The following is an 18,941-nucleotide window of genomic DNA, read 5'->3' on the forward strand; positions in this document are numbered from 1 at the left end:
GGGGGGGGGGGGGGGGGGGGCAGCGTGAAACAAAGGGGTGGCGCGTCCGCGCCCCCTCCCCCCCCCCCCCCCCCCCCCCCCCCCCCCCCGGGTCCGGTACGTGCGGGGGGTACGGGGCACGGGACTCTCCTTGTCGGCCGGAGCCGAAGGGGGTGGAGGGAGGGCCCCAGAACAGCATGACGCGCCCTCACCGCCCCTGCCGCGCGCGGAGGTTCGGCGGCACTTCCCCCCGCCCGGCCCACGCCCGTCCCGCCACCCGGCCCACGCCCCGCACTCCCCGGACGGGGGGGCTGCCGGTCTACGGGTCCCCGCGCAGGCGCCGGGCGATGTCGATGTCGTCCCGCAGGGCGCTGAACCGGGGGTGCGGCTCGCGGGCGGGGTCCAGGACGCAGACGCGGAGCTCGTCGCCGACACGCGGGGGCGCCGCGCCCGGGTCCCACCACGAGGGGTGTTTCACCAGGTCGATGAAGCCGAAGACACCGTCGCGTCCGTCCACTTCGACCTTCGACCCGACGCGGGCCGCGGCGACGACCCTCACGTCGAGCTCTTCGTGCTGCCTGAATGTCACGTCGGCCCTCCGAGGAGCGGTCCGGGGCGGGCGGCTGCGGCCCGCGCGGCTCAGCCCTCCAGGAACGCCGTCAGGGCGTTCGCCAGCAGGTACGGGTCCTCCGCGCCGCACAGCTCGCGCGCACTGTGCATCGACAGGATCGCGACGCCGATGTCCACCGTCTGGATGCCGTGCCGGGCCGCGGTGATCGGCCCGATCGTCGTGCCGCACGGCATCGAGTTGTTGGACACGAACGTCTGCCACGGCACCCCGGCCCGCTCGCAGGCCGCCGCGAACACGGCCCGGCCGGCGCCGTCGGTGGCGTACCGCTGGTTGACGTTGACCTTGAGGATGGGGCCGCCGTTGGCGCGCGGGTGGTGCGTCGGGTCGTGGCGCTCGGCGTAGTTGGGGTGGACGGCGTGCCCGGTGTCGGAGGAGACGCAGAAGCTGCCGGCGAAGGCGCGGGCGCGGTCCTCGTAGCTGCCGCCGCGCGCGAAGACGGAACGTTCCAGCACGTTCCCCAGCAGCGGGCCGTCGGCCCCGGTGTCGGACTGGGAGCCGTTCTCCTCGTGGTCGAACGCCGCCAGCACCGGGATGTGGTCGAGGGCCTTCCCGGAGGAGGCGACCGCGGCCAGCGCCGCGACACCGGCGTGCACGGAGATCAGGTTGTCCATGCGCGGCCCGGCGACGAGCTCCCGGTCCCGCCCGAGGTACGCGGCCGGCTCGATCGAGTGGACCATCAGGTCCCAGCCGGCGACGGAGCCCTGCTCCAGGCCTTCCTCGTCCTCCAGGAAGCCGATCAGGTCGCCCTCGTGGACGTCGCCGAGGCCCCAGATCGGCTGCATGTGGCGCTGCTTGTCGAGCTTGAGGCCGTCGGAGTTGACCGCCCGGTCGAGGTGGACGGCCAGCTGCGGGACGCGCATCAGCGGCCGGTCGATGTTGACGAGGCGGTCGCTGCCGTCGCGCAGCGTCAGCCGCCCTGCCAGGCCGAGGTCGCGGTCGAGCCAGGTGTTGAGCAGAGTGCCGCCGTAGATCTCGACGGCGATCTGCCGCCAGCCGGCCGACCCGGTGTCAGGAAGCGGTTTGACGCGGAGGTTGGGGGAGTCGGTGTGCGCGCCGACGATGCGGAACGGGGCGTGCGCGGCGGCGCCCTCCGGGACGAACCACGCGATGAGGGCGCCGCCGCGGAGCACGAAGCGGCCCCCGCTGCCCGCGTCCCAGGCGTCCGTCTCCGACACCTGGCGGAACCCGGCCTTCTCCAGCCGCTCGGCCGCGTTGGCCACGGCGTGGTACGGCGACGGACTGGCCGTCAGGAAGGTCATCAGATCGTCGGTGTGGCCGCGGTCGAAGCGGGCGGGAGAGCTCATGTGGTTCACCTTAACGACGGTCGTGTTCGCTTAGGGCCCGTCCGGCGGACCGCGGCCGGGCCTGCGGCCCGACTGCGGCGGATGGCCGGCGGGGCCGGTGGGCGGACGGTGCGGCTCCGCGGTTCCGGCGGATTCTCAGCCCGGCGGCCGCTCGAACCGGCGCTGCAGCTGCCTGCGCTCGCCCCGGCGGATGCGCGGGAGCATCTCCGGGGCCGCCGCGGAGCGCTGCGCGCGCCTCTTGCGTCCGGCGCAGAAGATACAGGCCTCGCCGGGGGGCGCGTCCGGGTCGACGGGCGCCCCCGGGTGCTCGGAGCAGCCGGAGGCGTTCCGCGGCCGGGACAGCTCGCGTGCCACGATGAACGCCCGGTGCAGGTCGTCGGCGAGCCGGACGAAGTCGTCGGAGGGGGAGGAGAGGGTGAGGTGGAACCGGCGCTCCTCGACGCTCCGCAGGTGCGTGTGGAGGGCCTGCAGGGTGTACGGGGGGTCGGGCACGGGGTAGCCGAGCCGGCGCTGCTCCCCGGCCGGCGGGGCGGCGAGGCGGGCGGCGGCGTCCCGCCCGGCGCGGCCGCCGCGCTCACGCAGGCCGCGGCGGCGGCGGTCGTTGCAGATCAGGCAGCGCCCCCAGCCGTCGGGCGCCTCCGGGTCGAGGGCGCCGTCGGGGTGCTCGGGGCAGCCGGTGTGGCTCTTGGCGGGGGCGAGCCCGGCGGCGGTCCGGAAGGCGGCGTGGAGGGCGTCGGCGACGGCGTCGTACTCCGTGGGGTGCGCGCCCTCGTACAGGTCCCGCAGGTGGTCGCCGAGGCTGCCGAGGGCGGCCTGGAGCTCCCTGAGGGCGTACGGGCGCCCGGTGGGGACGGAGTACCCCCTGCCGGTGGCGTGCTGCTCCTGTGGACTCATGCCTACGAGCGTCGCACGAAGCACCGGCATCCCGGGAATCGGCGGCCCCGCGCGGGACCCTCCCCGGGTCCGCCCGCCCGGGCGGCCGGGCGTACGGCAGCGGCCGGACCCCCCGGGCGGGGGGTCCGGCCGCTGCGCGGGCTGCGGGGCGGGCGCCTCAGAAGGCGGCCTCGTCGAGCTCCATCAGGGAGTTGTCGACAGACTCGGCGAGGCTGCGCTGCACCGAGACGCCCGGGAGGACCTGCGACGCGAAGAACTTCGCGGCCGCGATCTTGCCCGTGTAGAAGGGGACGTCCTTCGCGGAGGCCGTCGCGAGCTTCTCGGCGGCCACGGCGGCGCCCTTGAGGAGCAGGTAGCCGACGACGACGTCGCCGGAGGCCATCAGCAGGCGGGTGGTGTTCTGGCCGACCTTGTAGATGTTCTTGACGTCCTCGCCGGTGGCGGTGAGGTCGGTGATCATGTGGCCGACGATGCCCTCGAGATCGACGGCGGCCTTGGCGAGCGCGTCGCGGGCGCCGGCCAGCTCCTCCCCGCCCTCGGCGCCGGCGAGGAACTTCTTGATCTCCTCGGAGAGGCGGTTCAGGGAGGCGCCCTGGTCGCGGACGATCTTCCGGAAGAAGAAGTCCTGGCCCTGGATCGCGGTGGTGCCCTCGTACAGGGTGTCGATCTTGGCGTCGCGGATGTACTGCTCGACCGGGTACTCCTGGAGGTACCCGGAGCCGCCGAAGATCTGGAGGGACTCGGAGAGCAGCGCGTAGGAGCGCTCGGAGCCGTAGCCCTTGACGATCGGCAGGAGCAGGTCGTTCAGGCCGACCTCCGCGGAGGCGTCCTCGCCGGCGGCCTGCTTGACCGCGATGGAGTCCTGGACGGCCGCGGTGTAGAGCACCAGGGCGCGCATGCCCTCGGCGTACGCCTTCTGCGTCATCAGCGAGCGGCGGACGTCGGGGTGGTGCGTGATGGTGACCTTGGGGGCGGTCTTGTCCATGAAGTTCGCCAGGTCGGGGCCCTGGACGCGCTCCTTGGCGTACTCCAGCGCGTTCAGGTAGCCCGTCGAGAGCGTCGCGATGGCCTTCGTGCCGACCATCATGCGGGCGAACTCGATGATCATGAACATCTGGCGGATGCCGTCGTGCTTGTCGCCGATCAGCCAGCCCTTGGCGGGGTGCTTGTCGCCGAAGGTCATCTCGCACGTGTTCGAGGCCTTCAGGCCCATCTTGTGCTCGACGTTCGTGGCGTACACGCCGTTGCGCTCGCCCAGCTCGCCGGTCTCCCAGTCGAAGTGGAACTTCGGGACGAGGAAGAGGGACAGGCCCTTCGTGCCGGGGCCGTGGCCCTCGGGGCGGGCGAGGACGTAGTGGAGGATGTTCTCCTCCATGTCGTGCTCACCGGACGTGATGAACCGCTTCACGCCCTCGATGTGCCAGGAGCCGTCCTCCTGCCGGATCGCCTTGGTGCGGCCCGCGCCGACGTCCGAGCCGGCGTCGGGCTCGGTGAGGACCATGGTGGAGCCCCAGCGCTTCTCGACGGCGATCTGCGCGATGCGCTTCTGCGCCTCGTTGCCCTCCTCGTGGAGGACGCCGGCGAACGCCGGGCCGGAGGAGTACATCCAAACGGCCGGGTTCGAGCCGAGCAGCAGCTCCGCGTACGCCCAGATCAGGGAGCGCGGGGAGGTGGTGCCGCCGATCTCCTCGGGCAGGCCGAGGCGCCAGTACTCCGACTCCATGAAGGCCTCGTAGCTCTTCTTGAAGGAGGCGGGGACCGGGGCCGTGTTGGTGGCGGGGTCGAAGACCGGCGGGTTGCGGTCGGCGTCGGCGAAGGACTCGGCCAGCTCGTTCTCGGCGAGGCGGGCGATCTCCGACAGGATGCTCTTCGCGGTCTCGGCGTCCATCTCGGCGAACGGGCCGGTGCCGTACAGCTTGTCGCGGCCGAGGACCTCGAAGAGGTTGAACTCGATGTCGCGGAGATTCGACTTGTAGTGCCCCATGGCGACGGCTCCGTTGTGGCTCGGGAAGGACGGTTCCTCGTACGTACCAATCGGTAACGTCATGATGCTACCCGCCGGTAATAAGAAGCAACCCCTTGCCCGCCCACTGTGACCAGGGTCAAAGCTCGCACCACACCGTCTTGGTTCCGTCCTCCCCCCGGACGACGCCCCACCGCAGCGCCACGGCGTCCAGCAGGGCCAGCCCGCGCCCCGACTCGTCGGTTCCGGCCGCCCGGCGGAGCACGGGCCGCGCCTGCGCATCGGGATCGGTGAGCTCGACCCGCACGCGGGCTGCCCTTCCGGTGATGCGCAGGGTGACGGGGGTGCCCTCCCCGACGTGGGTGATCACGTTGGCCAGCAGCTCCGTCACACAGAGCTGAAGCTCCGGACACGGCCTGCCGAGGTGCTCGCGCACGGCGAGCCGGACCTCCGGAACCGCCTTCGGTACGGCGATCAGCCCCGCCGCGAACGGCCTCACGGGCGTCCCGCCCGCAGCGCGGCGGCGAGCCGGACCGCGGTCCCGGCGTTGCAGTTGCCGAGGGCGATCAGGGGCGGGGTGCCGTACGTCCCCGCGTAGGAGGGGAGGTGCAGGTCGAGCGAGGGCAGCGTGATCCCGTGCGCGGCGAGGGCGGCGCGCAGCTCGATGAGGGCGTCGATTGCCTGGGCGTCGGCGGTGGGGTTGCTCATGGGGCCTTCCCGGGATGGGGCGGATGCGGACTGTGAGAAATCGATCACAGAGTGGGGCCGCGCGGCCTAGCGTGGGAAGGGTTTGGGGTTCCACGGTGCGAGGTGTGGAAAGGCGGACTTGTGGCCGCGCGCAAGGACATCGACGGCTCGGTGAGCGTGCCCGCGTTCTACGGCAAGGAACTGCGCTGGAAGCGGGAGGCGGCGGGCCTCACCCTCCAGCAGATGGTGCAAGGCAGCTTCTACGGGGCCAGCTACCTGAGCGAGATCGAGCGGGGCCACCGGCGCATGCCGGAGGACTTGGCGCGGCACGTGGACCGGGTGCTGCGCACGGACGGGTTCTTCGCCCGGTGCTGCGAGGACGTGCGGAAGTCGCGGACGCACCTGTTCGCCCCGTACTTCCAGGACGCGCTGGAGCTGGAGACGCAGGCCCGCAAGATCGACGAATGGAGCCCCATGCTCGTTCCCGGGCCCCTTCAACTGGATCCGTACATCCGGGAGATCGTCCACACCTTCTGTCCCGACGACGACGAGGCCACGGTGGACCGGAAGGTCGCCGCACGGCGCAGCCGGGCATGGGTGTTCGAGGATGCCCAGGGGCCGGCGTCCTGGGTCGTCCTGCACGAGTCGATCCTCCGGGACCCGATCGTCCCCGATGCGGTCATGGCCGAGCAGTTGGAGCACATCGCCGCTGTTGCGCGGCGCCGCCACTTCGTTCCACAGATCATCCCGTGTAATGCCGGGGCGCACCCCTTCATGATGGGATCCAGCCTGCTGATGACCTTCGGCGACGGCCCGCCGGTCATGTACACGGAGGGCATGTACAGCGGCCAGCTCATCGACGATCCGAGCATCGTGGGCCGGTACCAGGACGCCTACAACCGCCTCCGGGCGGCAGCGCTGCCCCCCAAGGTGTCCCTCAGGATGATCGAAGTCGCCGCAGAGGAGTACGGAAATGGTGAACATGCACGTCGACTTGAGCGCCGCTGTCTGGCGGACGAGCAGCTACAGCACCGCACCGGAAGGGCTCTGCGTCGAGGTCGCTGACGGTGTCGGCGGCGGAGTGGTTCCCGTCCGGGACTCGAAGCGGCCCTCCGGCCCCGTGATCACGGTGACGGCCGAGGCGTGGGCGCCCTTCCTGGACGGGATCAAGGGGACCCCTTGACCGGATCCGGGCGCCTGGCGGCCGCCCACCCTCGGTAGGCTGACGGCCATGTACGGCTACGACCAGAATCCGGGCGCCCAGCAGCAGTACGCCCCGCCCCAGCAGCCGATGCCCGGGGCCGGGTACGAGCAGCCGCTGTACCCCGAGCCGTCCCCGCCCTCCCTCGCGGACGCGGTGCGCGCCTTCACGACCGGCTCGCTGTCGGCCGAGGACTTCCAGCAGATCTTCGCCACGTCCAAGGTCTACTGCCCGCGCGGCGACACCCCCGGCTTCCTGGCGCTGCACAATACGCAGCAGCCGGTGATCCCGATGTTCACGACGCTGAAGGAGCTCCGCCGGTACGCGGGCAAGGAGTCCAAGTACTTCGTCATCACCGGCGCCGAGGTGATCGACCTGCTGCCCACCGGGTACGGATTCGTCCTCGACATGGAGGGTGACCACCGGATGGTCTTCGACGCGAAAGCGGTCGAGCAGATGGTCGACTACGCCATGCGCCGCATGTACGGCTGAGCATTCCGATATCCCCACCGCCCACGGGGCGGCAGGGGCATCGGAATACGGTCAAGGATTTCGGCGGGAATTCCCGACGGGCCTGCTACTCCTTCAGGTACCCGCCGACGAAGCCGCGGTAGTCGCCCCAGACGCGCTCGCGCATGTCCCAGGAGCTGCCCCAGCACTCCGCCGTCCAGACGGTCTCACTCTGGGCGTTGTCGGCCGGCGGCGAGGAGATCCACTCCTTCACCGGGCTGTGCGAGAAGTCGCAGCCCGGCACGTAGAGGTAGTGGGAGGCGCTGCCCGGGTACACCTTCGTGGTGTCCTTGCCCTTGACCTGGTAGTTGGTCCGCACCGTGACCTTCGAGACCTTCACGCCGAGGAACTTGTCGACGTACGAGTACGAGGCCCACATGTCGCGGTAGCCCGACGCCCTCAGTGCCGAGGTGGAGAAGGGGGACGTCGCGTCCTCACCGCCGGTGGTCTCGCGCTCCTGGACGACGTCGCCGCCCGCGAACGCCTGCCGGGTCGTGCCCGCGGCAGCCGGGGCCTCGCCCGCGATCAGGAGCTTCTTGATCAGGGTGCGGTCCTCGATCAGGTCGAGGAACCGCTTCTTCTCGGCGGCCGAAAGCGCCGCGAACCCCTCGGCGGTCTCCTTCGCCTGCTCGTCCCCCTTGGCCGCCTTCGCCGAAAGGTAGGCCTGGTACTTGGCGGCCCGGAGAACCTGCGTGGCCGGGGTGCCGTCGGCCTGGGCCGAACCGGGCAGGAGCGCCAGGGTCACACCCGCGAGGGCGGCGGTGGAGACGAGGCTTTTCCTGATTGCGGAACGCATGCTGAATTTTCCCCTTGACTTTCTTGCCGCCTGGTCGAATTCGGGCAGAAAGGGAGGAGTGCGTGCATGCGCACCCCTGTCGGCCCCATCCCCGTATTGCGCGTCCGGCTCTGAGATCCCCTGCCGGCCGCGCAGGACAAAGACTGCCGGGGGTGGCCGAGAGGCGTCAATCAATCCCCGATTATTTGAGGATCATCTGAGTGAAGGCGGCCCGACGGCCCATTCATGCCCCGGAATGAAAGAATCCACCTGTGCGGAATTTGAGAATCCGCGAAGGTGGGGCGTTTTGATGCTCTGAATAACCGCTTTTCCCGGGGTCGGCCCCATGCGCCCCGATGTGCTCCCGTACGACACGACGACGCCCCGGCGGCCGGGCAGCCGGGGCGTCGTCCGTGAGCGGGTGGCCGACCGTCGGTCAGTCCCGAGGCTCCGCGGCAGGCGCCTTGCGGTGCGCCAGGCGGAAGAGGACCTTGGCGTACACGGTGGTCGCAGCCGCCACGACCGTCGTGATGACCGCCAGCGCGAGGACGCCCACCAGGGCCGGCCACTGGCGCAGGGCGTCGTCGTCGCACCGGGTGTCCTCGGACAGCGGGCCCACCAGCGGGCCCGGGCACAGCAGCCTGTCCCCGCTTTCCGGGCCGTAGTCGGCGAGCAGCAGGAACGCGAACCAGCCCCAGACCACCAGGGCGAGGATCATCCACCCGATCGACCACGCCTCGACACGGCCGGCCTGCCGCTGCTCTTCGGTCCGCGGGGCCGACGAGGCGGTGTCGGAATCACGCGTGTGCTCGGCGGGGGCGTCGGCAGTCACGTGTCTCCTTGAGCGATTCGGGCGGTTGCCGGTGGGCATGGCGGGCGGGGGGAGGCCGAGAAGCCCGTCTCCCGCCGCCCGCGATGAGGTCAGCGCTGCGGAAGCCGCACCGCCGGGCACTGGTACTGCTTGCCTGCCGCTTCGACGTAGGCCTGGAAGATCTCCCGAGGCGCGGCGGAGCCCCAATCGTGGAGCACGTCGAGGTACTCGGTGCTCCCGCGCATGGAGACGTAGACCTTGGAGGCCCCGCAGGTGAGGACGGCGGCATGCTGCCGCCGGTCCACCACTCCCGCGCCGCCGGGCAGGGGCTCGAACCCGCTCCCCTTGAGGAGGATCCGGTCGACGAGCCGCGGATCGGAACTGGCGGTGAACCAGAGCATCCCCTTGGCGTCGCCGGCCAGGTGCAGGCCGCACGCCCAGGTGCCCGGCCTGCCGCCGCTGACCTGCTCCTTCCCGAGCGTCGCCGCGTCCTTGACCAGCGCGCCGGCAGGCAGGGCGAAGCCGGGCAGGCCGCAGACGGCCCCGGGGTCGGTGGGCGCCTCGTTCACGGCCTGGAGCCGCGGCTCCTCCGGCTTCGCATCCGCCGCGCACCCCGCCTTGTCCGCGACCCGCTGAGCGGTCCGGACGAGCATCCGCGCGAGCTCCGCCCGGTCGACGGCGCCCTGCTTCACGACGGCCTCGACGGTCCGGACGGCACCCGCGTCGCTCCGCCCGCCGCCGTACGTGTCGACCTTCCCCGCGCAGGCCTCGGGCAGCAGCACCCAGCCGCGCTCCCCGGACACGGCACCGGTGGCGCCGTTCGAGAAGTAGGCCATGGAGGACGGGTCCTTCCAGACCTCCGTCTGGAAGGCGAAGTCCGGCTCGTGCAGCCCGGTCTCCACCTCGATCTCCAACGGCTTCCCGCCGAGGAACTTGCCCTTCCGCTCCACGGTGCAGGAGAACCCGGGCTGACCGTCGTCCTCCGACGAAACGGTCGACAGGCGCCCCCGCGTGTCCAGGACGGCACTCAGATCGCCGGAGGCCACGGCCCCGTCGCAGAACACCTCCTCGCCCAGGAAGTCCGTGTTCCAGGCGAGGAACAACCCGGCGACGACCGCCGCCACCGAAACCCCCGCCCCGGAAACCCACCACTTCCGCCGGGAACGCCCATCCACTGCCCGTGTCTCCGACATCAGCTCTTCGGCGTCCCGCAGCCGCGCTCGGCGGTCACGGCGTCGGCGAACGCCTCGAACAGTGCCGTGCGGGCCTGCGACGCCTTGTCCATTCCCTCGTCGAGGAGCAGGTCGCTGTAGGCGTCGTTGAGGCTCATGCCCAGGTACAGGTCGCCGTCCTTGCAGGTGGTGACCGTCCGGCCGCGTTCCCGGGTGGCCGCCTTGTCCTGGCGTACCCCCTGGGTCAGCACGGGGTCGTCGCTGACCGCGAAGTCGATCCGCGGTGCCCCGGACCCCTTCAGGTCGAGGCTGCACACCCGGGTCCGGGACTGCTTGCCGGTGACGCGCTCCGTGCCCTGTTCCGCCTTGCCCCGGACCAGAGCCGCTTCCGGCAGCCGGAACCCCGGAATGCCGCACGCGTTGGCCGGGTCGGTGGGCTTCGGCGCACCGGCCGGCCCCTGCAGGCGGGCGGGGTCCTTCAAGGCGTCCGCGTCCTTGCAGCCGAGGCCGTCGGCCACGTGCCGGGCCCCGGACATCGCCACACGGGCGAGCGCCGCGGGTGTGCTGCGGCCCTCCGCGAGGTTCACCTTGAGTACCGGAACCTGGGACTCCTTGGAGTTGGGCCGCGCCGCGCCGGGGCAGCCGACCGGAAGCAGGACCCACGCCTGCGTCTCGGAGGCCGCACCGGTCGCTCCGCCGACGAAGTAGGAGAAGGCGGAGGCGTCCTTCCACAGCGCCGAACCGGCCCAGGCGAAGTCCGCGCCGTCGAAGGACAACTCGGCTTCCAGACTGGGCTGGTCGTCGCTCAGGAACTTGTTGGTGCGCTGCACCTTGCACGAGAACGAGTAGTACGGGTCCGACCCGTCCTGGAGGCTCTGCTGGACCATCCGGCCCGGGCCGGGGAGCGCGGAGCCCGCCTCGGACGAGGCGAGGGCGTCGCCGCAGAAGCGGTCCGGACCCAGGGCATCGGTGTTCCACCAGGTGAGCAGCCCGGCGCAGCCGGCCAGGGCGACCGCCGCGGCCAGTACGGCGACCGCCCGCCCGGGGCGCGTACCTCGTGTGCGTGTGGACATGGACTACTTCCGCTCCCGCAGTGCGTCGTAGGCGCTTTCGCGCCCGCTCGTGTAGCTCTGTCGCGCTTCCCGCTGGGCGGCGTCGATCACGGTGTCCGACCGCTGGGTCTGCGCGCCCCAGCTGTCGAAGATCCGGTTGAGGTCGTCCTGGGCGGCGTCGTTGCCGGAGCTGATGCGGTCCCGGGCCAGCAGGCCCTGTTCCGCGGTGACGCCCTTGAGCCACTCGTTCCAGTAGCCGTCGACGACTCGCTGGGCCATGTCGCCGACGACCGGGATGCCGGTGACGGCACCGCCGACGACGTGGTAGCCGTAGACGCGCTGGTCGCCGGCGGCACTCAGCTTGGAATCCCGCTCGCCCAACTTCAGGTCGCCGCCGATCGCGTTGTACGCGCCGTTGGCCTCGCCGATCTTCGCGGCGAGGTTCTTGACGGCCTCGGGATCCGACAGGTCCTGCGTGGTGAGCTGATGTGCCGTGTAGCGGCGCTCGGCCTCGTGCAGGAGGAAGAAGTTCTCGGGGTCCTCGGAGACGCCGCGCATGATGCGGAGCATGCTGCTGCGGCTGTTCTGGATCCGGGAGTCGTCCCCGTCGGAAGCGGAACCGGGCTGGCCGCTCATGGTGCCGTCGCCGACGATCGTGTCCACCATGTCCGGCGTGTACGAGGCCAGTGCCCTCGCGAGCGATCCGCGCATGCTCGCGTAGCCCGGCTCCTTGAGCAGGTTGTCGCCGTTCGCCTTCGAGTCCTCGCCGCCCCTGCCGGTGGCGCTGCCGTAGTCGAGGAGGTTGATCGTGTCGTGCATGATGCGGGCCTGGGCCTCGCTGTGGCGGCCGATTTCCGCGCCCGGCGAGCCGGCCGCGCGGCCGGTCGTGGCGGCCTCGATGGCCAGGCCGAGGCCGGCGCGGGCGTCCTTGTCGAAGGTGTCCTTGCCGGTGACCTCGATGTTGCCGCGCCAGTCCACCGTGTTGACGACGTCCCAGTCGCGCTTCGTCGTCAGGTACTCGAGGCGGTTCATGTCACCGTCGTTCGCCGGGTCGAGGTAGCCGGTCGCGGCCTCCGGGTTGCGGCCCATGAGGCCCAGCGCGCCGTCGACGGGGTCGTTGGCGAACCAGCCGTCCTTGCCCTCGAACTTGCCGTGTAGATCCCAGACGTCGTTGTCCTTCTTCTCGGCCTCGATCATCTGGTCGGTGAGGTCGCCGAGGAACTGCGGCGAGTAGCCGCCGCCCTGCTGCATGAGGGTGACCAGGCCCTGGTACCCGCGGATCTCCTGGCCCTGGCCGCGCGTCATCGGGGCCTTGTCACCTGCGACGTCCAGGTCGAACTTGTCCAGGCCGGCCTTCTTCAGGTCGCCCATGAACTCGTTGTAGAACCTCGCGTCGGAGGTCTTCGACCACTTCTCGTACGCCTCCCGGTACTCCTTGGTGCCGTAGGGAGGGTTCTTCTTCCCCTCTTCGAAGACCACCTGCGTGGCGTTCGAGAGGGTGTTCGCCAGCATCTTGTTCGTGTCGCCGTAGAGGCCCTTGCGGCTGGAGTCGCCGCCGTGCGCGCCGTTGTTGAGCGTGTTCGACAGCTTGATCGTTCCTTCGGCGCCGCCGATGGCCGTCACGAAGTCACGGCCGAATTCGGTGTGGTGCTTGAAGGCCGTGTTGCCGTTGTCGCGCAGGATGCGGTTGAGGCTCTCGACGTCGGCGTTCGAGACCTTCTCGCCGTTGTTGAGGCGGGTGGCGACGTCCTTGGCGTGCTCCAGCTCGTACTGCTCGATGTCGCTCTTCGCGCCCGCGTTGAAGCCGCTGCCCGTGGCGTCCTTGCCGCCGGGGATGCGGTCCTTGTTGCTGTCCTTCACGGCGGCGTCGAGGGCCATCTTCACGCCGGCGTCGGCGTCCTCGAAGGCCTTGACGTACTTCTTGATCTGGTCGGCCCAGTCGTTGGCCGCCTTGTTCCACTCCCCGAGCAGCTTCTGGCCGTCGGGGTCGTGGACGTACGCGTAGCGCTCCTGGGCGGTCAGGTCGGGGCGGACGTTGCCCTCGTCGTCGACGGCCATCTTCGCCTTGCGGGCGTCCGCGACCACCGACTCCAGCCGCTGCTTCAGCTCCGTGTACTGCCCGTGCGCGTCCCGCAGCAGGCCCGCGATGGCCTTCGCCTGCGTCTGCGCGGCCCCGTACTCGTACTGCGTGCCCGCGAAGTTCGTGTAGGCGGTGCCCTGGGCTATGCCCTGCCAGGTGGTGTTGCCCTGCGCCAGCCCCTGCGTGGCGGCCGCATAGGCCGATTCCGCCTTCTTGAAGTCGCTCGCCATGTCGTCCCAGGCCTTGGCCGCGGAGGTGAGCTTGTCGTACTGGGCCGACATGACCTTCTTGTACGTGAGTCCCATGGTCTACTGCTCCCTCTCAGCGGTATGCCTCGACGCCCGGCTCGGGCGCGGGCTTCAGCAGCGGGCGGAAGCCGTTGTAGATCTCGTTGTCCTGCCCCAGGAACATCCTCCGTGTCTGGGCCAGGTTGTGGGACTCCGTGGCCAGGCGGCTCAGCAGGTTCTTGACCTGGTTGTCCCAGGTCGTCTCGACCGTCTTCAGGCCCGCCGCCGTGTCCCAGCCGGAGAAGGCGGTGATGGCGGCGGCCGTCTCCTCGTCGGCCTTCTTGGCGGCGGTCTGCGTCTGCGTCTTGACCTCGCCGCCGAGCTTCCCGGATGCGATCTTCTTCTTCGACTCGTCGCTGCCGAAGTCGGCCGAGCCGCCTCCGCCGCCGTCCGGTGCGGCGAGCTGGTTCAGGCGCATGGCGGGGTTCTGGCGTGCCGCCGCCTCCGTGCGCAGTTGGGCCCATTCCTCGTCGAAACCCATCGTCTCCCCCGTGGTGTTCTCGAGATCGTGGTGTCGCCTCGGATGCCAGTTCTATCAAGGTGTGCGGGTGTGAAGGACGGGTGCCTCGGGCGCCGGAAGTGGATCGTGATCTCCAGCTCACCCTATGTCGGGTGCATGTCACGGATCGTGTGTCGCCGGGACGGGAATGGCGGGCGGGGAGCCTGTGTTCTGACGGGTGGCAGAAAGTTTTAGTTTCAACTAAACTCGGTCCAGAAGGAGGTTCCGACCATGCCTGCAGTGACTGTGGAGAACCCGCTGACGCTTCCCCGCGTCGCCGAGCCGGGCCCGGAGGCCGCCGCCCGCAGGGTGCTGGCGGTCACGACCGCTCCCGGCGGCTTCGAGGGCGAGGGATTCCCGGTGCGCCGCGCGTTCGCCGGGATCAACTACCGCCACCTCGACCCGTTCATCATGATGGACCAGATGGGCGAGGTGGAGTACGCGCCGGGCGAGCCGAAGGGCACCCCCTGGCACCCCCACCGCGGCTTCGAGACGGTCACGTACCTGATCGACGGCACGTTCGTCCACCAGGACAGCAACGGCGGCGGCGGCGTCATCAACGGCGGCGACACCCAGTGGATGACCGCCGGCGCCGGCCTGCTGCACATCGAGGCCCCGCCGGAGTCCCTCGTCGTCAGCGGCGGGCTCTTCCACGGTCTCCAGCTGTGGGTGAACCTCCCGGCCTCCGACAAGATGATGCCCCCGCGCTACCAGGACATCGGCGGCGGCAAGGTCACCCTGCTGACCACCCCGGACGGCGGCGCGCTCCTCCGCGTCATCGCCGGCGAGCTGGACGGCCACAGCGGACCGGGCATCACCCACACCCCGATCACGATGATCCACGCGACGGTCGCCCCCGGCGCCGAGGTCACCCTGCCGTGGCGCGAGGACTTCAACGCCCTCGCCTACGTCATGGCCGGCCGGGGCAGCGTCGGCACCGACCGGCGCCCCGTGCAGACCGGGCAGACCGCGGTCTTCGGGGACGGCGGCTCCCTGACGCTGCGCGCCGAGTCCTCCCAGGACTCCCGTACGCCGGCCCTCGAGGTCGTCCTCCTGGGCGGGCGCCCCATCCGCGAGCCGATGGCGCACTACGGGCCGTTCGTCATGAACAGCCGGCAGGAGCTCCAGCAGGCGTTCGACGACTTCCAGGCCGGACGGCTGGGGACCATCCCCACCACGGCCCGGGAGCGGACCAAGACGGCGGAGCAGCACTCCTGACCCGTCGCGGTCCCGGCCCGGCCCCTCCCCCGGGGGGCCATGCCGGCTCCGGCCGGCCCGGTCCCGCCCCCCCGGACCGGGCCGGCCGGGCTCTGTGCCGGGCCGGTCAGCGGCGCAGGGCCTCCGCCGGCTGGGTGCGGGAGGCGCGCCACGCCGGGTACAGGCCGGCCAGGACGCCCGTCACCAGCCCGATCAGCGGCGCCGCGGCGACCGTCAGCGGCGACATCACCGGGGTCCAGTCGCGCAGCGCCGACACCCCGACCACGGTCAGCGTGCCCAGCGTCGTCCCGACGAGCCCGCCCACCGCGCCCTGCGCGGCGGACTCGGCGAGGAACTGGGCGGTGATGTGCCGCCCCCGCGCCCCGAGCGCCCGCCGCAGGCCGATCTCCCCGGTCCGCTCCAGCACGGCGACGAGCGTGGTGTTCGCGATCCCCACCGCCCCGATGACCAGGCAGATCGCCGCCAGCAGCAGGAACAGCTGGTCCAGGTCGGAGGTCACCCCCGAGCGCAGGCCCCGCGGGTCCGGCGGCGGCTCCGCCGCCATCCACTCCGGGTGGTCGGGGCGCAGCGCCAGCGGCAGTTCCGCGGCGGCCTGGCGGGCCGCGCCGAGCTGCGTCACCACCAGCATCCGGGCCCGCTGGGCGTTGTCGGGCGGGCCCCACAGCCGCTCCGCGGCCCCGCGCGGCACCATCACCGACAGCAGCAGGTCCGGTTTGCGTTCGGCGCCGTCCGCGATCCCGACGACGGTGAACGGGTGGCCGCCGACGAACACGGCGGGCCGGCTCTCCAGTGACGTGATGCCCAGACGGGCCGCGACGGCACGGCCGACCACCGCGACCTGCTCCGCACGCCCGTCGTGGAAGGAGTCGTACGCCCGCCCCGAGCCGAGCGTGAGCCCCGCCGCCCGCAGCATCCCCGGGGACGCGGCGACCACCGGGATGCGCTCGCCGGCGCCGCCCGCGACGGGTGCCGAGCGGACCGCCGCCGCGTCGCCGAGCGGCACCGGCCAGAACACGCCCGCCGCCGTCACCCCGTTGAGCGCGCCCGCCCGTTCGTCCGCGTCGCGCGGGAAGGCGTTGGGGACCAGGCGGGCGAGCTGCGGGTCGGAGCCGCCCGCCGTGTCGCGGACGCCGACCTCGGTGGCGGTCAGCGCGTTGAACCGGCTGTCGATCTGCGAGGAGGCGGTGGCCGTCAGCCCGAGGATCGCCACGAAGGTCCCGACGCCGAGGACCGTGCCGAGGCCGGTGAGCGCGGAGCGGGCCGGCCGCTGGAGCATCCCGGCGAGCGCCTCCGAGACGAGGTCGCGGACCGACAGCCGGGACGGCGGGACGTGCGGAGCGCCGCCGGACCCGCGGCGCCGGAGGAATCTCACGGCGCCGCCTCCTCGGTCAGGACGCCGTCGCGGATGGCGACGGTCCGCGCGCCGCGCGCCGCGACGTGCGGGTCGTGCGTGATGACCAGCAGGGTCAGCCCGTCCGCGTGCAGCTCGTCCAGCAGCGCCAGGACGGATGCGGCGGTCGCCGTGTCCAGGTTCCCGGTGGGCTCGTCGCACAGCAGCAGCGACGGCTCCGCGACCAGCGCGCGGGCGATGGCGACGCGCTGCCGCTCGCCGCCGGACATCCGGGTGGGCAGGTGTCCGGTGCGGTGGCCCAGGCCCACGCGCTCCAGCGCCGTACGGGCCCGGGCGGCGCGCCGGCCGCGCGGGACGCCGTTGTAGACCATCGCGAGGAGGACGTTCTCCAGGGCGCTGCGGTGCGGCAGCAGGTGGAAGGACTGGAAGACGAAGCCGATGCGCTGCCCGCGCAGGGCGGTGCGGTCCCGGTCGCGCAGCGCGCCCGTGTCGATGCCGTCGAGGAGGTACCGACCGGCGGTCGGCGCGTCGATGAGCCCGGCGACGTTCAGGAAGGTCGACTTGCCCGAGCCGGAGGGGCCGACGACGGTGACGTACTCGCCGCGCCGCACCGTCAGCCGGCACGGCCGCAGCGCCTCGACGGGCGGGGGGCCCGGGTAGGTGAGCCCGACGCCCTCGAAGCGGACGACGGGCGGCGCCCCGGCCGGCCCGTCCGTACGGGGCCCGCTCACGGCGCCGGCCGCGCGACCAGGACCCGGTCCCCGTCGGCGAGCGCGGCGCCGCCGACCGGCTCGACCTGGACCATGCCGTCGGCGGACATCCCGGCCCGGACCTCCACGCGGCGCCGGGCGGCCGTGTCGGCGGGATCCGCGCCGAGCACCGTGACCGTGGTCCGGCCGTCCGCGCCCGCGGACACCGCCGACAGCGGGACGACGAGGACCGGCGCGCCGGAGGAGGCCGCCGTCACGGTGAGCCGGACGCCCTGCCCGGCGAGGCGGGTGTCGAGCGCCTTGTCGGGGGTGACCGTCAGGGCGTACCCGCCGGGGTCCGGGGCGCCGCCCGGTGCGCCGTCCGGGCCGCCGCCTGGCTGGGCGGCACCGGGGGCCGCGCCGCCCGGCGCCCCGGCGGCCGGGGCCGGGGTGTCGGCGACGGAGGCGACCGTGCCGGTGGCGGTCAGGCCGGTGGCCTCGGACAGCACCTCCACCTTCATGCCCGGCTTGACCAGCTCCCGCTGGTGTGCCGGGAGCGCGGAGCGGATCACCGGGGCTCCGGCCGACAGGACCAGCAGCCCGTCGGGGACGGGCTCGCCGACCGCGGCCCGCACCGCGTCGACCCGCGCGGGGAAGCCCTTGAGGAAGACAAGCTCGTCGGCCGGGACCATAGGGCCCGCCGCCGCTCGGGCCGCCTCCAGCCGGCCGGCGGCCTTGGCGAGGTCGGCCTGCGCGAACGCCAGCTGCTGCTGCGCCTCGGCGGTGTCCGCACCGTCGGCCGCCTTCGCCTTCGCCAGGGCGGTCTTGGCCGTCGCGACCTGCCGTTTCGCCGTGTCGGCGGCGTCCTCCGCCGCCTGGAGCTTCTCCGCGTCGCCGGGGTCGGCCGGCCGGGGCGCGTAGCCGAGCGCGGTGTACAGGGCGGTGACGGCGGCCTTGGTGCCGGGGCCGTACGTACCCGCCGGGTCCTTCCCGGTGGAGTGGCCGAGCGCCCTGAGGCCGGCCTGGAGCTGGCCCACGTCCTTGCCGGTGGCGCCCGGCTTGAGGTCCCGGTAGACCGGCAGCGGGCCGGTCAGCGCGAACACCGGCCGCCCCGACACCTCGGCCAGCACCTCGCCGGCCTGTACGGCGGCCCCCGGTTGCTTGGCGATCCGCGTCACGACGGGTTTGCCGCCCCCGCCCGCGACCGCCGCGGCCCCCGCGCCCGGCGAGAGCGACACCACCTGCTCGGCGGCGACCGTGCCGCGGACGACGACGGAGGAGGTGAGCACGCGGCGCTCCACGCGGTCGGACAGGACGGAGGGCGGCGGCGCCGCCGCGTCGGCGGCGACCTGGGCGGGGGAGCGGATGGACGCGCCGAGCGCGACCCCGGCCCCGGTCAGCAGGACGGCTCCGGCGACGACCCAGGCCAGCATCCGCCGGCGCCGCCGCAGCGACCCGCCGTCCCCGAGGCCGCCTTCCGGAACGGAGCCACCGCCGGGCCCCTCCCCGTCGGCCGCGGCCTCCACCTCGGCCCCGGTCCGCGCGTCGGTCCGGATCTCCGGGTCGGCCTGCGTCTGTGCATCGCCGCCGGCCTCCGCACCGCCCGCGGCCTCCGCACCGCCCGCGGCCTCTGCGCCGTCCGCGGCCTCCGCACCGCCCGCGGCCTCTGCGCCGTCCGCGGCCTCCGCACCGCCTGCGGCCTCTGCGCCGTCCGCGGCCTCTGCGCTGGCCTCGCGCTCCGCGCCGGTCCCGTCCTCCGCGCCGGTCCTGGCGTCCCGTTCCGCGTCCGCGTCGGCTGTCGGCGGCTGTTGATGTTTCACGTGAAACCCGGTCCCCCG

At 72.5% G+C, this 18,941-nt stretch carries 19 protein-coding genes; 4 read left to right on the forward strand and 15 right to left on the reverse strand.

Annotated elements, in window-relative coordinates:
* Positions 1-298: 298 nt before the first annotated feature.
* The 6 genes from ACZ462_RS11810 to ACZ462_RS11835 form a co-directional block, all read right to left on the reverse strand.
* The gene (locus ACZ462_RS11810) at positions 299-568 is read right to left on the reverse strand and encodes a hypothetical protein (protein ID WP_467809046.1); all 270 of its coding nucleotides are present in this window, start codon (positions 566-568) and stop codon (positions 299-301) included.
* Between the two features lie 50 nt (positions 569-618).
* Positions 619-1,914 carry a M18 family aminopeptidase gene (locus tag ACZ462_RS11815; protein WP_467809047.1) on the reverse strand — a complete coding sequence of 432 codons (1,296 nt, stop codon included), beginning with the start codon at positions 1,912-1,914 and terminating at the stop codon, positions 619-621.
* A 135-nt stretch (positions 1,915-2,049) separates the two neighbouring features.
* The gene (locus ACZ462_RS11820; RefSeq protein WP_467809049.1) at positions 2,050-2,808 is read right to left on the reverse strand and encodes a hypothetical protein; all 759 of its coding nucleotides are present in this window, start codon (positions 2,806-2,808) and stop codon (positions 2,050-2,052) included.
* A gap of 157 nt (positions 2,809-2,965) precedes the next feature.
* Positions 2,966-4,792 carry an acyl-CoA dehydrogenase gene (locus tag ACZ462_RS11825; RefSeq protein ID WP_467809088.1) on the reverse strand — a complete coding sequence of 609 codons (1,827 nt, stop codon included), beginning with the start codon at positions 4,790-4,792 and terminating at the stop codon, positions 2,966-2,968.
* A gap of 118 nt (positions 4,793-4,910) precedes the next feature.
* On the reverse strand, positions 4,911-5,270 hold the full coding sequence (locus ACZ462_RS11830) for an ATP-binding protein (protein WP_467809050.1): 360 nt from the start codon (positions 5,268-5,270) through the stop codon (positions 4,911-4,913).
* Positions 5,267-5,479: a hypothetical protein gene (locus ACZ462_RS11835; RefSeq protein WP_467809051.1), complete on the reverse strand. Its 213-nt coding sequence runs from the start codon at positions 5,477-5,479 to the stop codon at positions 5,267-5,269. Before ACZ462_RS11835 ends, ACZ462_RS11830 begins: the two co-directional genes overlap by 4 nt.
* Before the next feature lie 120 nt (positions 5,480-5,599).
* On the opposite strand from ACZ462_RS11835, the gene ACZ462_RS11840 reads away from it, so the two are divergent.
* The 3 genes from ACZ462_RS11840 to ACZ462_RS11850 are packed head-to-tail and all read left to right on the forward strand — an operon-like array spanning position 5,600 to position 7,151.
* Positions 5,600-6,523 (forward strand): helix-turn-helix domain-containing protein, encoded by a 924-nt coding sequence (locus ACZ462_RS11840; protein ID WP_467809052.1) that lies wholly within the window; start codon positions 5,600-5,602, stop codon positions 6,521-6,523.
* Positions 6,441-6,641, forward strand: a complete 201-nt coding sequence (locus tag ACZ462_RS11845) for a DUF397 domain-containing protein (protein WP_467809053.1) — start codon at positions 6,441-6,443, stop codon at positions 6,639-6,641. The genes ACZ462_RS11840 and ACZ462_RS11845 overlap by 83 nt, the downstream gene beginning before the upstream one ends.
* Positions 6,642-6,689: 48 nt before the next feature.
* Positions 6,690-7,151 carry an SseB family protein gene (locus ACZ462_RS11850; RefSeq protein WP_125540672.1) on the forward strand — a complete coding sequence of 154 codons (462 nt, stop codon included), beginning with the start codon at positions 6,690-6,692 and terminating at the stop codon, positions 7,149-7,151.
* Between the two features lie 85 nt (positions 7,152-7,236).
* Here ACZ462_RS11850 and ACZ462_RS11855 read toward each other — a convergent pair whose 3' ends face one another.
* The 6 genes from ACZ462_RS11855 to ACZ462_RS11880 form a co-directional block, all read right to left on the reverse strand.
* Positions 7,237-7,965: a hypothetical protein gene (locus ACZ462_RS11855; RefSeq protein ID WP_467809054.1), complete on the reverse strand. Its 729-nt coding sequence runs from the start codon at positions 7,963-7,965 to the stop codon at positions 7,237-7,239.
* Positions 7,966-8,380: 415 nt separating this feature from the next.
* Positions 8,381-8,776, reverse strand: a complete 396-nt coding sequence (locus ACZ462_RS11860) for a hypothetical protein (protein WP_467809055.1) — start codon at positions 8,774-8,776, stop codon at positions 8,381-8,383.
* A gap of 89 nt (positions 8,777-8,865) precedes the next feature.
* Entirely contained in the window at positions 8,866-9,879 is a 1,014-nt protein-coding gene (locus ACZ462_RS11865) for a hypothetical protein (protein WP_467809056.1), read from the reverse strand.
* 68 nt (positions 9,880-9,947) lie between these two features.
* On the reverse strand, positions 9,948-11,000 hold the full coding sequence (locus tag ACZ462_RS11870) for a hypothetical protein (RefSeq protein WP_467809058.1): 1,053 nt from the start codon (positions 10,998-11,000) through the stop codon (positions 9,948-9,950).
* A gap of 3 nt (positions 11,001-11,003) precedes the next feature.
* Positions 11,004-13,364, reverse strand: a complete 2,361-nt coding sequence (locus tag ACZ462_RS11875) for a hypothetical protein (protein WP_467809059.1) — start codon at positions 13,362-13,364, stop codon at positions 11,004-11,006.
* A 16-nt stretch (positions 13,365-13,380) separates the two neighbouring features.
* Entirely contained in the window at positions 13,381-13,827 is a 447-nt protein-coding gene (locus ACZ462_RS11880; RefSeq protein WP_467809060.1) for a hypothetical protein, read from the reverse strand.
* Positions 13,828-14,076: 249 nt separating this feature from the next.
* On the opposite strand from ACZ462_RS11880, the gene ACZ462_RS11885 reads away from it, so the two are divergent.
* Positions 14,077-15,063: a pirin family protein gene (locus ACZ462_RS11885; protein ID WP_467809062.1), complete on the forward strand. Its 987-nt coding sequence runs from the start codon at positions 14,077-14,079 to the stop codon at positions 15,061-15,063.
* Between the two features lie 106 nt (positions 15,064-15,169).
* Here the strand turns inward: ACZ462_RS11885 and ACZ462_RS11890 are convergent, their stop codons facing one another.
* The 3 genes from ACZ462_RS11890 to ACZ462_RS11900 are packed head-to-tail and all read right to left on the reverse strand — an operon-like array spanning position 15,170 to position 18,923.
* A complete protein-coding gene (locus tag ACZ462_RS11890) occupies positions 15,170-16,435 on the reverse strand; it encodes an ABC transporter permease (RefSeq protein ID WP_467809063.1) in 1,266 nt (421 codons plus the stop codon).
* A complete protein-coding gene (locus ACZ462_RS11895; RefSeq protein WP_467809064.1) occupies positions 16,432-17,145 on the reverse strand; it encodes an ABC transporter ATP-binding protein in 714 nt (237 codons plus the stop codon). Before ACZ462_RS11895 ends, ACZ462_RS11890 begins: the two co-directional genes overlap by 4 nt.
* On the reverse strand, positions 17,142-18,923 hold the full coding sequence (locus ACZ462_RS11900) for an efflux RND transporter periplasmic adaptor subunit (RefSeq protein WP_467809065.1): 1,782 nt from the start codon (positions 18,921-18,923) through the stop codon (positions 17,142-17,144). The genes ACZ462_RS11895 and ACZ462_RS11900 overlap by 4 nt, the downstream gene beginning before the upstream one ends.
* Positions 18,924-18,941: the final 18 nt, after the last annotated feature.

This window comes from Streptomyces sp. NPDC031121, from assembly GCF_055570615.1.

Excerpts from the sequence above, each read along its gene's own strand:
- ACZ462_RS11855 (WP_467809054.1), bottom strand. The coding sequence starts at position 7,965 with ATGCGTTCCGCAATCAGGAAAAGCCTCGTCTCCACCGCCGCCCTCGCG.
- ACZ462_RS11845 (WP_467809053.1), top strand. The coding sequence starts at position 6,441 with ATGCACGTCGACTTGAGCGCCGCTGTCTGGCGGACGAGCAGCTACAGC.
- ACZ462_RS11835 (WP_467809051.1), bottom strand. The coding sequence starts at position 5,479 with ATGAGCAACCCCACCGCCGACGCCCAGGCAATCGACGCCCTCATCGAG.
- ACZ462_RS11875 (WP_467809059.1), bottom strand. The coding sequence starts at position 13,364 with ATGGGACTCACGTACAAGAAGGTCATGTCGGCCCAGTACGACAAGCTC.
- ACZ462_RS11815 (WP_467809047.1), bottom strand. The coding sequence starts at position 1,914 with ATGAGCTCTCCCGCCCGCTTCGACCGCGGCCACACCGACGATCTGATG.
- ACZ462_RS11825 (WP_467809088.1), bottom strand. The coding sequence starts at position 4,792 with ATGGGGCACTACAAGTCGAATCTCCGCGACATCGAGTTCAACCTCTTC.
- ACZ462_RS11870 (WP_467809058.1), bottom strand. The coding sequence starts at position 11,000 with ATGTCCACACGCACACGAGGTACGCGCCCCGGGCGGGCGGTCGCCGTA.
- ACZ462_RS11880 (WP_467809060.1), bottom strand. The coding sequence starts at position 13,827 with ATGGGTTTCGACGAGGAATGGGCCCAACTGCGCACGGAGGCGGCGGCA.
- ACZ462_RS11820 (WP_467809049.1), bottom strand. The coding sequence starts at position 2,808 with ATGAGTCCACAGGAGCAGCACGCCACCGGCAGGGGGTACTCCGTCCCC.
- ACZ462_RS11885 (WP_467809062.1), top strand. The coding sequence starts at position 14,077 with ATGCCTGCAGTGACTGTGGAGAACCCGCTGACGCTTCCCCGCGTCGCC.
- ACZ462_RS11850 (WP_125540672.1), top strand. The coding sequence starts at position 6,690 with ATGTACGGCTACGACCAGAATCCGGGCGCCCAGCAGCAGTACGCCCCG.